The sequence below is a fragment of the Falsirhodobacter xinxiangensis genome, from assembly GCF_004959935.1.
GTDB classification, from domain to species: domain Bacteria; phylum Pseudomonadota; class Alphaproteobacteria; order Rhodobacterales; family Rhodobacteraceae; genus Falsirhodobacter; species Falsirhodobacter xinxiangensis.
In genome coordinates, this window is record NZ_SMYN01000009.1 from 93,776 (window position 1) to 108,727 (window position 14,952).

Consider the following 14,952-nt stretch of genomic DNA (forward strand, 5'->3'; position numbering starts at 1 on the left):
CGGCCCGGAAACCATGCGGTCCTTCGACCGGGACGTGCAGGAGGAGATCTTCGGCCTGTTCCCGACGCTGGATCGTGAAACCTGCCTCGGCTACGGCCCTGCGGCGCGGCTGACGCTGAAGGCGCATGAAACCCGCGCCTGGGCCAGCTAGATCGCGACCCCGTGCCGCGCGGCAAGGTCGGTGAAGAACTGCCAAGCCACGCGGCCCGATCGCGCGCCGCGGGTCGCCTGCCACTCGATCGCCTCGGCCCGCAGGGTGTTTTCGTCGATGCGCAGCCCATGCGCGTCGCAATAACCGCGGATCATCGCAAGGTAATCATCCTGCGTGCAGGGGTGGAAGCCCAGCCACAGCCCGAAACGGTCGGACAGGGAGACCTTTTCCTCCACCGCCTCGGACGGGCTGATGGCGGTGGACCGTTCGTTCTCGATCATGTCGCGGGGCATCAGGTGGCGGCGGTTGGACGTGGCGTAAAGCACCACATTTTCGGGCCGCCCCTCGATCCCGCCATCCAGAACGGCCTTCAGCGATTTGTAATGCTGGTCATCATGGCTGAAGGAAAGGTCATCGCAGAACAGCACGAACTGTTTGTCCGATGCGCGCAGATGCGCCAGCAGCCGCTGGACCGAGGGCAGATCCTCGCGCGCAAGCTCCACCAGTTTCAGATCCAGCCCCTCGGCCCGGACCTGCGCGTGGATCGCCTTGACCAGTGATGATTTCCCCATCCCCCGCGCGCCCCAAAGCAGCGCGTTGTTCGCCGGAAGCCCCTTGGCGAAATGGCGGGTATTCTCCAGCAGGATGTCGCGGGCACGGTCCACACCGACCAACAGGCCGACATCCACACGCGCCACCTTGGCCACCGGCTCCAGCCGGTCGGGGGCGGTGTGCCAGACGAAGGCTTCGGCGGCATTCAGATCGGGCGCGGCCGGAGGGGGCGGGCTGATCCGCTCCAGCGCCTCGGCGATGCGGATCAGCGGATCGCTCACTCCTCGTCCTCCACCCACAGACCCTCGGCGCGCAGCTTCGCCTCGCGGTTCTTCTCGATCCGGCGGATGATGACGATCGAGATTTCATAGAGCGGATAGACCGCACCGAACAGGATCAGCTGGCTCATGATGTCAGGAGGGGTCGCCACGGCCGCAAGGATCAGGATGACCACGATGGCGTATTTGCGGACCGACGAAAGACCCGCCGCCGAAATCAGCCCCGCCTTCCCCATCAGCGTCAGCAGCACCGGAAGCTGGAAGCACAGACCGAAGGCGAGGATGAACTTCATCGTCAGCCCGAGGTATTCCTGTGCCGAGCCCTGGAATACGATACCCGCAGGGGGTGCCCCCGCCTCGCCCGGTGCCGGGGCGGTTTGCTGGAACCCGAGGAAGAAGTCGAAGGCGGTCGGCAGCACGACGTAGAAACAGAAGGCAGCGCCGAAGAAGAACATCGCGGGCGACGCCAGCAGGAACGGCAGGAAGGCCGACTTTTCCGTCTTGTAGAGCCCCGGCGCAACGAAGCGCCACAGCTGATAGGCGATGATCGGAAACGCCACGACCAACCCGCCGAACAGCGCGATGTTGACCGAGACGAAGAAGCCTTCCTGCAGCTTGATCATCACCAGTCCGCAATCCTGACCGCGATCGGCCAGCGCGTTGCAGACCGGACGCGACAGGAAGTTGAAGACATGCTGTGCGAACGGGAAGATCGCGAAGACCGCCACCACATAGGCGACCAGCGCCCAGATGATCCGGGTGCGAAGTTCCTTCAGGTGTTCGACAAGGGGGGCACTGCTGTCGTCGATCTCGTCGGTCATCACGGCTTCTTGGGCAAGGGTTTGCGCGGAACGGCCCGCCGCGCGGGGCGGTCATCGACGACTTTGCGGCGGCGCACCGGCTCGGGGCGCGGGCGCGGCGGCGCGGCTTCGGCCTTCACCACCGGCGGCGGCGCGGGCGCGACGGGAGGTGCCGTCACGGCGGCTGCCGTCGTCTTGGCCAGTGCGGCGTCCACTTCGGCCTTGGGCGTGCGCTGAAGCGCGTTGACGCTCCGCATCGGGTCCCAATTCTCGAACTTGGTCGCAGAGGTCTTCAACGCATCGAGACCCATCGCCGACGGCGAGGTCGCCTTGCGAAGATCGCGCGCCACGTCATCGACGCCCGCCTCCTTGGCAACGTCTTCCATCGCGCGGGAAAAATCCCGTGCCATGGACCGCGCCTTGGCCGTGAACCGCCCCAGCGTGCGGAACATTTCCGGCAGGTCCTTTGGGCCCACGACGATCAGCGCGACGACGCCGATCATGATGAGCTCGCTCCACCCGATATCGAACATGGATCAGCCTTTATATGGGACCGATCAGACTTTCTTCTGGTCGGGCGTCGTCTCGGGGGTCACGTCGCGGGCATCGGCAGCCTTCTGCTGTTCGATCTCCTCGGACCCGTCCTTCACGCCGCGCTTGAACGCGGTGATGCCCTTGCCGACTTCACCCATCAGCGAGGAAACCTTGCCACGCCCGAACAGCACCAGCAGGACCACACCGATGATCAGGATCTCGGTAATACCAAAGCGTCCCATGGCCATCTCCTTCCATCGGGCGGCCACGCCGCCCGTTCTAATGATCAGACCCGATCTTTAAACGTCCGCCGTCCGCTTTCAAAGGGTGAAAGCGGCGGCGTTCCCGGAAAGTTGAGCCTTCAGATGGTAGCGACCGTCGCGCCGCCGTCCAGCAGCACGTTCTGCCCCACGATGAAACCGGCATGTTGCGAACACAGGAACGCGCACATCGCCCCGAACTCCGCCGCCGTGCCGTAGCGCCCTGCGGGTATGCCCGCCTGATGCGCTCTGCGCGCATCGTCCAGCGACACACCCTGCTTCTCGCTCGCGGCCTTGTTCAGCGCGGCGATCCGGTCGGTGTCATGGCTGCCCGGCAGCAGGTTGTTGATATTGACCCCCTGCGCCGCCACCTGCCGCGAGGTTCCGGCGACATAGCCCGTCAGCCCCGTCCGCGCCGCGTTCGACAGGCCAAGCTGCGCGATGGGCGCCTTGACCGATTGCGAGGTGATGTTGACCACCCGCCCCCATCCGCGATCGACCATCCCCGGCACGATGGCCGTCATCAGCGCGATGGGCGTCAGCATGTTGGCATCCAGCGCCTTCAGGAAATCCTCGCGCGTCCAATCCGACCAGATGCCGGGGGGCGGTCCGCCCGCATTCGTGACCAGAATGTCGAACGGCCCTTCGGCCAGCACCTTGGCGCGGCCTTCCTCGGACGTCACGTCGGCGGCGATGGCCGTCACGTTCACGCCATGCCCGCGCAGGCGCTCGGCTGCCGCCTCCAGCGCCTCGGACCCGCGGGCGTTGATGACGAGATCCACGCCCGCTTCGGCCAGCGCCTCGGCGCAGCCATAACCCAGACCCTTGCTGGAGGCGCAAACCAAAGCCCGTTTGCCGCGAATACCCAAGTCCATCCCGTCTCTCCCTTATGGACGCGCATCGCGCCGTGATGTATGCCGCTGCCCATGCTGGACAACCGCCCGACCCTTCCGCCCGAAATCGCTCGCCGCCGGACCTTTGCGATCATTTCGCATCCCGACGCCGGGAAAACAACGCTGACCGAAAAGTTCCTGCTGTTCGGCGGGGCGATCCAGATGGCCGGACAGGTCCGCGCCAAGGGCGAAGCGCGGCGCACGCGGTCCGACTTCATGAAGATGGAACAGGATCGCGGGATCTCGGTTTCCGCCTCGGCCATGTCGTTCGAATTCGGGCAGTATCGCTTCAACCTGGTCGATACGCCCGGCCACAGCGATTTTTCGGAAGACACCTACCGCACGCTGACGGCGGTGGACGCCGCGATCATGGTGATCGATGGCGCCAAAGGCGTGGAATCGCAGACCCGCAAGCTGTTCGAGGTGTGCCGCCTGCGCGATCTGCCGATCCTGACGTTCTGCAACAAGATGGACCGCGAATCCCGCGACACGTTCGAAATCATCGACGAGATTCAGGAAAACCTCGCCATCGACGTCGCCCCCGCCTCGTGGCCGATCGGCATGGGCCGCGACTTCGTCGGCGCCTATGACCTGCTGCACGACCGGCTGGAGATCATGGACCGCGCCGACCGCAACAAGGTGGCGGAATCGATCAAGATCACCGGCCTCGATGATCCGAAGCTGGCCGATCACGTCCCGGCCGACCTGCTGGAGAAGCTGCGCGAGGAAGTGCAGATGGCGCGCGAACTGCTGCCCGCCTTTGATCGGCAATCCTTCCTTGAAGGGCATATGACGCCGATCTGGTTCGGATCTGCCATCAACTCCTTCGGGGTGAAGGAGTTGATGGACGGCATGGGCGAATACGGCCCCGAGCCGCAGCCGCAGAATGCCAAGGAACGCCAGCTCGATGCCGGGGAAAACAAGGTGGCGGGCTTCGTGTTCAAGGTTCAGGCCAACATGGACCCGAAACACCGCGACCGCGTGGCGTTTGTCCGTCTGGCATCCGGGCATTTCGAACGCGGGATGAAGCTGCTGCACGTCCGGTCCAAGAAACAGATGGCGGTGTCCAACCCCGTCCTGTTCCTTGCCGCCGACCGCGAACTGGCCGAGGAGGCCTGGGCCGGCGACATCATCGGCATCCCGAACCACGGCCAGCTTCGCATCGGCGACGCGCTGACCGAGGGTGAGGCCCTGCACTTCACCGGCATTCCCAGCTTTGCGCCGGAACTGCTGCAAGGCGTGCGCGCGGGCGATCCGATGAAGGCCAAGCATCTGGAAAAGGCGCTGATGCAATTCGCCGAAGAAGGCGCGGCCAAGGTGTTCAAACCTGCAATCGGCTCGGGCTTCATCGTCGGCGTGGTCGGGCAGTTGCAGTTCGAGGTTCTGGCATCCCGGATCGAGCAGGAATACTCGCTGCCCGTCCGGTTCGAGCCGTCGCAGTTCACCTCGGCCCGCTGGGTGCAGGGGCCGAAACCGGCGGTGGACAAGCTGGCGAACGTCAACAAGGGCCACATGGCCACCGACAGCGATGGCGACGCGGTTTTCTTGACCCGCCTGCAATGGGACATCGACCGCGTGCAGCGCGATCATCCCGACGTGAAGCTGACCGCGACCAAGGAAATGATGGTCTGACGGGCGGATTCCCGCGCTAAACTTGACCGCCCCCTCAATTTCCTGTAGGGGGCGGAACATGACGCCGGGGCGCCCGGAAATTGTAGCGTCCCATACATCCATGCGGTCCGATACCGCATCACTCAGGACGCCAATGACCAAATTCACAGATCTCGCGCTGGACCCCCGCGTGCTGAAAGCCGTGCAGGAAGCCGGATACGAGACCCCTACCCCCATTCAGGCACAGGCCATCCCGCATGCGCTGGAAGGCAAGGACGTGCTGGGCATCGCCCAGACCGGCACCGGCAAGACCGCCAGCTTCACGCTGCCGATGATCACCCTGCTGGGCAAGGGCCGCGCCCGCGCGCGGATGCCGCGTTCGCTGGTGCTGGCGCCCACGCGCGAACTGGCCGCGCAGGTGGCCGAAAACTTCGATATCTATGCCAAGCACACCAAGCTGACCAAGGCGCTGCTGATCGGCGGCGTGTCCTTCGGTGAACAGGACAAGCTGATCGACCGCGGCGTGGACGTGCTGATCGCGACGCCGGGCCGTCTGCTGGACCATTTCGAACGCGGCAAGCTGCTGCTGACCGGCGTGCAGATCATGGTCGTGGACGAGGCCGACCGGATGCTGGACATGGGCTTCATCCCCGACATCGAACGCATCTTCAGCCTGACGCCCTTCACGCGCCAGACCTTCTTCTATTCCGCCACCATGGCGCCCGAGATCGAACGCATCACCAACACCTTCCTGCAAGCCGCGGTGAAGATCGAGGTGGCGCGCCAGAACTCCACGTCTTCAACCATCGAACAGGCGCTGATTCAGGTGACCCCGTCCCGCAAGGATCGCAGCTTCGCCGACAAGCGGCAGGTGCTGCGCGCGCTGGTCCGCGCCGAAGGTGAAAGCTGCACCAATGCGATCATCTTCTGCAACCGCAAGATGGATGTGGACGTCGTCGCGAAATCGCTGAAACAGCACGGGTTCAATGCCGGTGCGATCCACGGCGATCTGGAACAACGCCAGCGCATGGCGACGCTGGACGATTTCCGCGAAGGCCGCCTGCAACTGCTGGTCGCGTCCGACGTTGCCGCACGGGGCCTCGACATCCCGACCGTCAGCCATGTCTTCAACTTCGACGTGCCGACCCACCCCGAGGATTACGTCCACCGCATCGGCCGCACGGGCCGCGCCGGGCGCAAGGGCAAGGCCTTCACCATCGCGACGCCCTATGACGAGAAATACGTGACCGCGATCGAAAACCTCGTGAAGCAGCCCATCCCGCGCGGCGACCTGCCGGAAGGAGTGACCATGGCCGAGCCTACCGCAGCCGCCCCCGAGGGCGAGAGCGAGCGTCGCCCGCGCAGCCGTTCGCGCAGCCGGGGCCGCAACTCCGAAAGCGCGCCCGCAGTGGAAGCGCCGCGCGTCGAAGTTCAGGCGGAACCGCAACGCGTCGAAACGCCTCGGGCCGACCGGCGCGGCGATGACCGCGTCGTGGGTCTGGGCGATCACGTCCCCGACTTCCTGCTTCGCAGCTTTGCCATAGTGCCAGCGCCGGAAACCGAAGAATAAAAGAAAGCCCCGGATGATCCGGGGCTTTTTTCATTCGTCCTGCAGGCGGGATATGACGACGGTGACTTCGGGCTTCTTCCCGATCTCCTCCACCGCGACCTGTCGGACGGCGCGGCGCAGCCCTTCCTCCAGCTTGTCGTCGTCGCGCATGATCTTGGCACCCGACCGGTCCAGAAAGTCCGCAAGCTCGGCTTCCAGCTGTTCGGCCAATTCCGCCCCGCTGCGCCCGCGTTTCGGCAGGCCCATCACCTCGACCCAGGCGTCGCCCAGCGGCTCGTCGGCTTCGTCCATCAGCAGCGTGACCATGACATGGCCGTTCAGCGCCATGCGGATACGGTCGCGCACGACCCCGTCATAGGCCCCGATCAGAACCGAACCGTCCAGATAGGTGCGCCCCGCCTCGATATGCTCGGCCAGCTTGATCGCGTCGCCGGTCAGGTCCACCATCGTGCCGTTGGTCACGATGCCGCTGACGATGCCGGACGCCGCGCCGATTTCGGCATGTTCGCGCAGATGGCGATGCTCGCCATGCATCGGGATCAGAATCTTCGGCTTCAGCGTCGTATGCACCGTCACCAGATCGGGCCGGTTGGCGTGGCCCGAGACGTGGTAAAGCCCGCCCGCATCATCCTGCAACCGCACACCCTTTTCCGACAGCGCGTTCATGATCTTGCCGACTTCGCGCTCGTTCCCCGGAATGGTTTTGGACGAGAAAAGGAACAGATCCCCCTCCTTCACTTCCATTCCCAGATACTTGCCGCGCGATAGCTGCGCCGCCGCCGCGCGCCGTTCGCCCTGCGATCCGGTGACCAGCAGCATCAGGTTCCCGCGCGGGATTTCCTGCGCCTGTTCGGGGCTGATCGTCGGGGGGAAATCGGTCAGAACTCCGGATTCCAGCGCCGCCGACACCATGCGCCGCATCGCGCGGCCCAGAAGGCAGATGGAACGGTCCGACGCCCGCGCCGCTTCGGCCAGCGTTTTCAGACGTGCCACGTTGGATGCAAAGGTCGTCGCCACCACCATGCCGCGCGCATTGCCGATCAGCTCGCGCAGCGGCCCGCCGAGGGTGCTTTCGGAACGCCCCGGATGCAGGCTGAACACATTGGTGGAATCGCACATCAGCGCCTTGACCGGACGTTCCGCAGCGATGGCGGCGAAGGCATCCGGGTCCCAAGGCTCGCCCACGATCGGGGCCGGGTCCAGCTTGAAGTCGCCCGAGTGGACGATCCGCCCCGCCGGCGTGTCGATCACCAGCGCCGAGCTTTCGGGAACCGAATGGCTGACGGGCACGAACTGCACGCGGAAGGGCCCCGCCTCGACCGTTTCGGGACGCGCGCCCACCGTCTTGATCGCGTCGCGCGGGTGGCCGTGTTCCTCGAATTTCAGCCGCCCGATGGTCGCCGTGAAACGGCGGGCATAGACCGGGGCGCGCAGCTTCGGCCACAGGTGGCCCAGCGCGCCGATGTGATCCTCGTGCGCGTGGGTGATGAAAATCGCCTCGATCCGGTCGACCCGCGCTTCAAGCCACGCGATGTCCGCCATGATCAGATCGACGCCCGGCGTCGTGTCCATGTCGGGAAAGGTCACGCCCAGATCCACGACGATCAGCCGCTCGCGATCCGCGGGGCCATAGCCGTAGACATAGCAGTTCATGCCGATCTCGCCCGCGCCGCCAAGGGGTAGATAGATCAGCCGTTCGGTTTTCATGCCCTGTCCAGTTCCATGTTGTAGTCGTGGATGAGGACCAGACCGTGCATGGTCAGATCGTCCTCCACCTTGTCAAAGAGGTCGAACCCCTGATCGAAAAGCGCGGCAAGGCCGCCCGTGGCGATGACCTTCATGGGGCGGTCGCGTTCCAGCCTGATCTGGCGCACGATACCTTCCACAAGGCCTATATAGCCCCAATACACGCCGGACTGCATGCAGGCCACCGTATTCGTGCCGATGGCGGATTGTGGCCGGGTCACATCCACATGCGGCAGCGCGGCGGCAGCCATGTGCAGTGCCTCAAGGCTGAGGTTGACGCCCGGAGAGATGACCCCGCCGATATAGGCGCCGTCGCTGTCCACCACGTCGAAAGTGGTCGCGGTGCCGAAATCGACCACGATCAGATCGCCGCCGTGACGCGCGAACCCCGCCACCGTGTTCACAAGCCGATCCGGCCCCACGGTCGTTCCCTGATCCACACGCGGCGCGACCGGAAGGCGGCACTCGGGCTTGCCGACCACCAGCGGGCGGCAGTTGAAGTATCGGTTGCACAGGACGCGCAGATTGAACACCACGCGCGGCACGGTCGAGGAGATGATCGCATCCGTGACCTCGGCCGTCACACCGGTCAGGCGCATCAGCCCCGTCAGCCAGACGTAATATTCGTCCGCCGTGCGCGCATGATCGGTCGAGATCCGCCATGTCGCGGCAAAGCCCGTGCCGTCCCAGATCGAAAAGACCGTGTTGGTGTTTCCGCAGTCGATGGCCAGCAGCATCCTATCCTCCGTGGAAGAAGACATCGGCGGCGGGGATCGCAACCCGCCCCTCGGCGCAGTCGAGGACGAGGGCGCCGCTGTCGTCGATGGTGCGATAGACGCCCCGACGCTCGATCTGCCCGGTGCGGGCGATGATCGTCTCGCCCAGCCGAGCCGCAACGCTCAGGAAGTCCTCTCGGATGGACGCGAAGCCGCTCTGGAATTGCGCCTCGCGCGCGGCATAGGCCGGAGCGAGCCGGTCGAGGAACGCTTCCGGGCTGACCCGCACGCCCGTTTCGGCCAAGAGGCTGACCGGAGGAACGGCGCCGGCTTCCACCTCGGCGGGCGGCGGGGCCGAGATCAGGTTGATCCCTATTCCGATGGCAAGCCTGCCACCCGGCTGCGCTTCCAGCAGGATGCCCGACAGCTTGCCGCCGTTCAGAAGCACGTCGTTCGGCCATTTCAGCCGGAATGCCTCGGGCAGATCCGTCAGCGCGATACAAGCGTCGCGCAGCGCCAGCGCGGCGACGAAGGACCGCAGCGCCACCTGCTCCGGCGGCTCGTTCAGCGCGAGGATCAGACTGCCATAGAAATTGCCGCGGGGGCTGGCCCAAGCCCGCCCCCTGCGTCCACGTCCCGCCGTCTGCTCGCCCGCGACCACCCATGCGGGCAGCGCGTCAAGCCGAAGGCCGTATGCGTTCGTGCTGTCCACCGTCTCCAGCAGGTGACGGCGTACGCCCTTGGGCCAATCAGCGGACAAGCGTTTCCGCCGCCAAAGCCGCAACGCCCTCGATGCCGAACAGATTGATGATGCCCAGCGCCACCAGCGCCGCCGACCCCATCAGCATGACCCATTGCACCGGAGCCATTCCGCGATCCAGACCCTCGGTCTCCTTGCCGAAATACATGAAGAACACGACGCGAAGATAGTAGAACGCCCCGATGACCGAGCCGATGACACCCAGAACCGCCAGCCAGACCAGCCCGGCATCGACAGCCGCGCGCAGCACATAGAACTTTCCGAAGAAGCCGATAAACGGGGGAACCCCGGCGAGGCTGAAGAACAGCACCAGCAGCGCCAGCGCCTTCAGCGGTTCGCGCCGCGAATACATGTTCAGCGAATCGATGCTGGTGACGGGCCTGCCGTCCTTCTGCATCGACAGGATGAAGGCGAAGGTGCCGACGTTCATCGTGACATAGATCGCGACATAGATCAGCATCGCCTGCACGCCCGCAGCCGTCCCCGAGGCCAGCCCCATCAGCGCAAAGCCCATATGCGCGATCGACGAATAGGCCATCAGACGCTTGATGTCCTTTTGCCCGATGGCGGCGATAGAGCCGACGAAGATCGACAGGACCGCCAGCACCGCCACGACCTGCCCCCAATCGCCGGGGATCGAGCCGAAGGCGTCGTGCATCAGCCGCGCCAGAAGGCCCAGCGCCGCAACCTTGGGCGCCGTCGCGAAGAACGCGGTAACCGGCGTCGGCGAGCCTTCATAAACGTCCGGCGTCCACATGTGGAACGGCGCAGCAGACACCTTGAATGCCAGCCCCGACAGCATGAAGACCAGACCGAACAGCAGACCGATCGGAGCCTCGCCGCCCAGCGTGGACAGGATGCCCGCGAATTGGGTCGTGCCGGCATAGCCATAGGTCAGCGACGCACCGTAAAGCAGCAGGCCGGACGACAGGGCGCCAAGGACGAAATACTTCATCCCCGCTTCCGACGACTTCGCCGAATCCCGCCGCATGGACGCCACGACGTAAAGCGACAGCGATTGCAGCTCCAGCCCCATATAGAGCGTGACCAGATCGCCAGCCGAAACCATGACCATCATGCCGATCACGGCAAGGGTGATCAGGATCGGATATTCAAAGCGCAGCAGGTTGCGCCGCGCCATGTAATCCTGGCTCATCGCCAGAACCGCGGCGGCGGACAGCAGGATCGTCACCTTGGCGAAGCGCGAGAAGGGATCGTCGTTGAACATCCCGTGGAAGCCCGTGCGCGCACCCTCGCCCGACAGGCCGATCCACAGCGCAAGCGCCACGAACAGCCCGGCGGTCGCCCAGACGATCAGCCCCGCGATCCGGTCCTTGCCGGCCGAGACCCCGAACAGCAGCGCCGCCATCGCATAGAAGGCCAGAAGGCATTCCGGCAGGATGGTGGAAAAATCGGCTTGCGTCATCTCTCGTCCCTCAATGGAGCGCGGCCTGCCCCGTCGCGGCAACAGCCGGAAGGGAGGCATGGTAGTTCTGGGTCAACTGCGCGACGGACGGCCCGATGATGTCGGTGACGAGGCTGGGATAGATGCCCAGTAGCAGCGTCATGAACACCAGCGGCGCAAAGATCGCCCGTTCGCGTCCGGTCATGTCGGAGATCGACTTCAGCGCCTCCTTGATCAGGTCGCCGAAGACCACGCGGCGATAGAGCCACAGCCCGTAAGCCGCCGAGAAGATCACCCCCGAGGTCGCGACGACCGCCACCCAGGTGTTCACCTGGAAGATGCCCATGAGCGTCAGGAATTCGCCGATGAAGCCCGAAGTGCCCGGCAGGCCGACGTTCGCCATGGTAAAGAACATGAAGATCAGCGCATAGGCGGGCATGCGGATCACCAGACCGCCATAGGCGTCGATGTCGCGCGTGTGCATACGGTCATAGATCACGCCGACACACAGGAACAGAGCCCCCGAGATGAACCCGTGCGAGATCATCTGGAAGATCGCGCCGTCGATCCCCTGTTGGTTGGCGGCAAAGATCCCCATCGTGACATAGCCCATGTGGGCGACCGACGAATAGGCGATCAGCTTCTTCATATCCGACTGCGCCAACGCCACGACCGAAGTGTAGACGATGGCGATGGCCGACATCCACAGCACCAGCGTGGACAGCTGATCCGCCCCGACCGGAAACATCGGCAGGCTGAACCGCAGGAAGCCGTAGCCGCCCATTTTCAGCAGGATCGCGGCCAGGATGACCGAGCCCGCCGTCGGTGCCTGAACGTGTGCGTCGGGCAGCCATGTGTGAACCGGCCACATCGGCATCTTCACCGCGAAGCTGGCGAAGAAGGCGAGGAACAGCAGCGTCTGCATCCCGCCCACGATCGTCATCCCGCCAAGCGCGATGGTCGAGGAGGAGAAGTCGTGTTGCAGCAGTTGCACGATATCGGTGGTGCCCGCATCGTAATACATCGCAACCATCGCCACCAGCATCAGCACGGAGCCAAGGAAGGTGTAGAGGAAGAACTTGAACGAGGCGTAGATGCGGTCCTTGCCGCCCCAGATGCCGATGATCAGGAACATCGGGATCAGCGACGCCTCGAAGAAGACGTAGAACAGCACCAGATCCAGCGCGCAGAACACGCCGATCATGAACGTCTCCAGCACGAGGAAGGCGATCATGTATTCCTTGACGCGATGCTCGACGCTCCAGCACGAAGCGATGGTCAGCGGCATCAGCGCGGTCGTCAGCATGACGAACAGGACCGAGATCCCGTCGATGCCCAGCTTGTAGCGCATCCCGCCGATCCAGGCGTAGTCCTCGACGAACTGGAAGCCGGTATCGGACGGATCGAACCCCGCGATCAGGAAGATCGAGATCAGGAAGGTCATCGTGGTGGCCAGCAGCGCCAGCCATTTGGCGTTGCGCTGGGCCGCCGGATCATCTCCGCGCAGGAACAGCGCAAGGATCAGCGCCGCAACCGCCGGGATGAAGATGATGATGGAAAGGAGGTTTTCCATTAGTTCGAGCCCCCAGAGAACGTCATCCAGGTGATGAGGGCCGCAATCCCCAGAACCATGGCAAAGGCATAGTGGAACAGATACCCGGACTGCGCCCGGACGGCGAGGCGCGTCAGCGCCGGGATGATGCCCATGGCGATCCCGTTGATGGACCCGTCGATGACATTGCCGTCACCGCGTTTCCACAGGAACCCGCCCAGCCATTTCGTCGGACGGACGAAGATGAAGTCGTAAAGCTGGTCGAAATACCACTTGTTCAGCAGGAAGTCGTAAAGCGGCTTCTGCGTGGCAGCCAGCTTGCCCGGCAGGTCGGGGCGGCGGATATACATCTGGAAGGCCAGTGCCAGACCAAGGATCATCGCGATGAAGGGCGAAACCTTGACCCAGGCCGGAACGTAATGCGCATCGTGCATGACGTGGTTTTCCGGGTGGATATAGAGCGCGCCCTGCGGAGCCGGCATATGTGCGCCAACCTCGGCCGCAGCGTGATCTTCCGCCGGAGCTTCATGCGCCGGGGCCGGCTCGCCTGCAACTTCGGCAGGTGCATGTTCGTCGGTGGCGCTGACGTGATGCGCAGCCTCCATCCCGAACCATGCCCGCATCTCGTCTTCCTCGCCGAAGAAGACGTTATACCACAGCATCCCCGAGAAGACCGCGCCCAGAGCCAGAACGCCCAGCGGGATCAGCATGATCTTCGGGCTTTCATGCGCGTGGTCATGCGTATGATGATCGCCCCGCGGCTTGCCGTAGAAGGTCAGGAACATCAGACGCCACGAATAGAACGAGGTCATGAAAGCCGCGATCACGAGCATCCAGAAGGCGTATTGCGACCCGACATAGGCGCTCTCGATGACGGCGTCCTTGGACAGGAAGCCCGCGAAGCCGATATGGGTCAGCGGAATGCCAACGCCGGTGATGGCCAGCGTGCCGATCATCATTGCCCAGAAGGTCACGGGGATTTTCTTCCGCAGACCGCCATAGTTCCGCATGTCCTGCTCGTGGTGCATCGCATGGATGACGGAGCCCGCGCCAAGGAACAGCATTGCCTTGAAGAAGGCATGGGTCAGCAGGTGGAACATCGCGACCGAGTAAACCCCCGTCCCCGCCGCCACGAACATGTAGCCAAGCTGCGAACAGGTCGAATAGGCAATCACGCGCTTGATGTCGTTCTGCACGAGGCCCACGGTCGCGGCGAAGAAAGCCGTCGTCGCGCCAAGCACCACGATCAGCGTCTTTGCGTCCGGCGCGAATTCATAGATCGGCGACATGCGGCAAACGAGGAACACACCTGCCGTAACCATGGTCGCCGCGTGGATCAGCGCGGACACCGGGGTCGGACCTTCCATCGCGTCCGGCAGCCAGGTGTGCAGGCCAAGCTGTGCCGATTTGCCCATCGCACCGATGAACAGCAGCACGCCGATCAGGTTGGCCGCATTCCACTCGGTCCACAGGAAGCTCAGCTGCGTCTGCGCCAGATCGGGGCCAGCCGCGAACAGGTCGTCGAAGCGCACCGAGTCAGTCAGGAAGAACAGCGCGAAGATGCCCAGCGCGAAGCCGAAGTCGCCGACGCGGTTCACAATGAACGCCTTCATCGCCGCGGCATTGGCGGACGGTTTGCGATAGTAGAAGCCGATCAGAAGATAGGAGGCGACCCCCACCCCTTCCCAGCCGAAGAACATCTGCACGAGGTTGTCCGCCGTCACCAGCGTCAGCATCGCGAAGGTGAAGAAGGAGAGGTAGGCTAAGAAGCGCGCCTTGTAATGCTCGTGATGGCCCCAGTTGTCGTCATGGGCCATGTAGCCGAAGCTGTAGAGGTGGACGAGCGCCGAGACCGAGTTCACCACGATCAGCATGATCGCCGTCAGACGGTCCAGACGGATCGCCCATTCGGTCGACAGGCTGCCGCTTTCGATCCAGCGCAGCAGAACGATCTGTTGCGTCTGCCCGTCGAAGGTCAGGAACACGATCCAGGACAGGAACGCCGCAAGGAACACCAGCGCGGTCGCCACGATCTGGGCAGGCTTCTCGCCGATGAACCGCCAGCCGAAGCCGCAGATCAGCGCGCCGACCAGCGGCGCCAAAAGGATGATCGTCGCCATCGGC

14 protein-coding genes are annotated in these 14,952 nt (G+C 64.2%); 3 read left to right on the top strand and 11 right to left on the bottom strand.

Features of this window, described 5'->3' with window-relative positions; all coding sequences use genetic code 11:
• Positions 1-13 precede the first annotated feature (13 nt).
• Positions 14-151: a hypothetical protein gene (locus E2K76_RS21055; protein ID WP_342773635.1), complete on the top strand. Its 138-nt coding sequence runs from the start codon at positions 14-16 to the stop codon at positions 149-151.
• Here the strand turns inward: E2K76_RS21055 and E2K76_RS12345 are convergent.
• The 5 genes from E2K76_RS12345 to E2K76_RS12365 form a co-directional block, all read right to left on the bottom strand.
• Complete coding sequence (locus E2K76_RS12345) at positions 148-984, bottom strand: ATP-binding protein (RefSeq protein WP_136684619.1); 837 nt, start codon at positions 982-984, stop codon at positions 148-150. The two genes, E2K76_RS21055 and E2K76_RS12345, sit on opposite strands and share 4 nt — an antisense overlap.
• Positions 981-1,802 carry a twin-arginine translocase subunit TatC gene (tatC, locus tag E2K76_RS12350; RefSeq protein WP_136684620.1) on the bottom strand — a complete coding sequence of 274 codons (822 nt, stop codon included), beginning with the start codon at positions 1,800-1,802 and terminating at the stop codon, positions 981-983. Before tatC ends, E2K76_RS12345 begins: the two co-directional genes overlap by 4 nt.
• Positions 1,802-2,314, bottom strand: coding sequence for a Sec-independent protein translocase protein TatB (gene tatB / locus E2K76_RS12355; protein WP_136684621.1), 513 nt, complete (start codon positions 2,312-2,314; stop codon positions 1,802-1,804). Before tatB ends, tatC begins: the two co-directional genes overlap by 1 nt.
• A gap of 24 nt (positions 2,315-2,338) precedes the next feature.
• The gene (locus tag E2K76_RS12360; protein WP_246032955.1) at positions 2,339-2,557 is read right to left on the bottom strand and encodes a twin-arginine translocase TatA/TatE family subunit; all 219 of its coding nucleotides are present in this window, start codon (positions 2,555-2,557) and stop codon (positions 2,339-2,341) included.
• Positions 2,558-2,676: 119 nt separating this feature from the next.
• Positions 2,677-3,450 (bottom strand): SDR family oxidoreductase, encoded by a 774-nt coding sequence (locus E2K76_RS12365; protein ID WP_136684623.1) that lies wholly within the window; start codon positions 3,448-3,450, stop codon positions 2,677-2,679.
• A gap of 51 nt (positions 3,451-3,501) precedes the next feature.
• Here E2K76_RS12365 and E2K76_RS12370 point away from each other — a divergent pair, with 51 nt between their 5' ends.
• Together E2K76_RS12370 and E2K76_RS12375 are read left to right on the top strand one after the other, a co-directional pair.
• The gene (locus E2K76_RS12370; RefSeq protein ID WP_136684624.1) at positions 3,502-5,100 is read left to right on the top strand and encodes a peptide chain release factor 3; all 1,599 of its coding nucleotides are present in this window, start codon (positions 3,502-3,504) and stop codon (positions 5,098-5,100) included.
• A 133-nt stretch (positions 5,101-5,233) separates the two neighbouring features.
• Positions 5,234-6,649, top strand: a complete 1,416-nt coding sequence (locus E2K76_RS12375) for a DEAD/DEAH box helicase (RefSeq protein WP_136684625.1) — start codon at positions 5,234-5,236, stop codon at positions 6,647-6,649.
• Positions 6,650-6,679: 30 nt separating this feature from the next.
• Here E2K76_RS12375 and E2K76_RS12380 read toward each other — a convergent pair whose 3' ends face one another.
• Genes E2K76_RS12380 through nuoL form a run of 6 tightly spaced genes read right to left on the bottom strand, consistent with a single transcriptional unit; the run spans position 6,680 to position 14,948 of the window.
• Positions 6,680-8,356: a ribonuclease J gene (locus tag E2K76_RS12380; RefSeq protein WP_136684626.1), complete on the bottom strand. Its 1,677-nt coding sequence runs from the start codon at positions 8,354-8,356 to the stop codon at positions 6,680-6,682.
• Positions 8,353-9,132 (bottom strand): type III pantothenate kinase, encoded by a 780-nt coding sequence (locus E2K76_RS12385; protein WP_136684627.1) that lies wholly within the window; start codon positions 9,130-9,132, stop codon positions 8,353-8,355. Before E2K76_RS12385 ends, E2K76_RS12380 begins: the two co-directional genes overlap by 4 nt.
• Before the next feature lies 1 nt (position 9,133).
• The gene (locus E2K76_RS12390; protein ID WP_136684628.1) at positions 9,134-9,871 is read right to left on the bottom strand and encodes a biotin--[acetyl-CoA-carboxylase] ligase; all 738 of its coding nucleotides are present in this window, start codon (positions 9,869-9,871) and stop codon (positions 9,134-9,136) included.
• Positions 9,861-11,297 carry an NADH-quinone oxidoreductase subunit NuoN gene (gene nuoN / locus E2K76_RS12395; RefSeq protein ID WP_136684629.1) on the bottom strand — a complete coding sequence of 479 codons (1,437 nt, stop codon included), beginning with the start codon at positions 11,295-11,297 and terminating at the stop codon, positions 9,861-9,863. The genes E2K76_RS12390 and nuoN overlap by 11 nt, the downstream gene beginning before the upstream one ends.
• A 10-nt stretch (positions 11,298-11,307) precedes the next feature.
• A complete protein-coding gene (locus tag E2K76_RS12400; protein ID WP_136684630.1) occupies positions 11,308-12,849 on the bottom strand; it encodes an NADH-quinone oxidoreductase subunit M in 1,542 nt (513 codons plus the stop codon).
• A complete protein-coding gene (nuoL, locus tag E2K76_RS12405) occupies positions 12,849-14,948 on the bottom strand; it encodes an NADH-quinone oxidoreductase subunit L (protein ID WP_136684631.1) in 2,100 nt (699 codons plus the stop codon). The genes E2K76_RS12400 and nuoL overlap by 1 nt, the downstream gene beginning before the upstream one ends.
• Positions 14,949-14,952 lie beyond the last annotated feature (4 nt).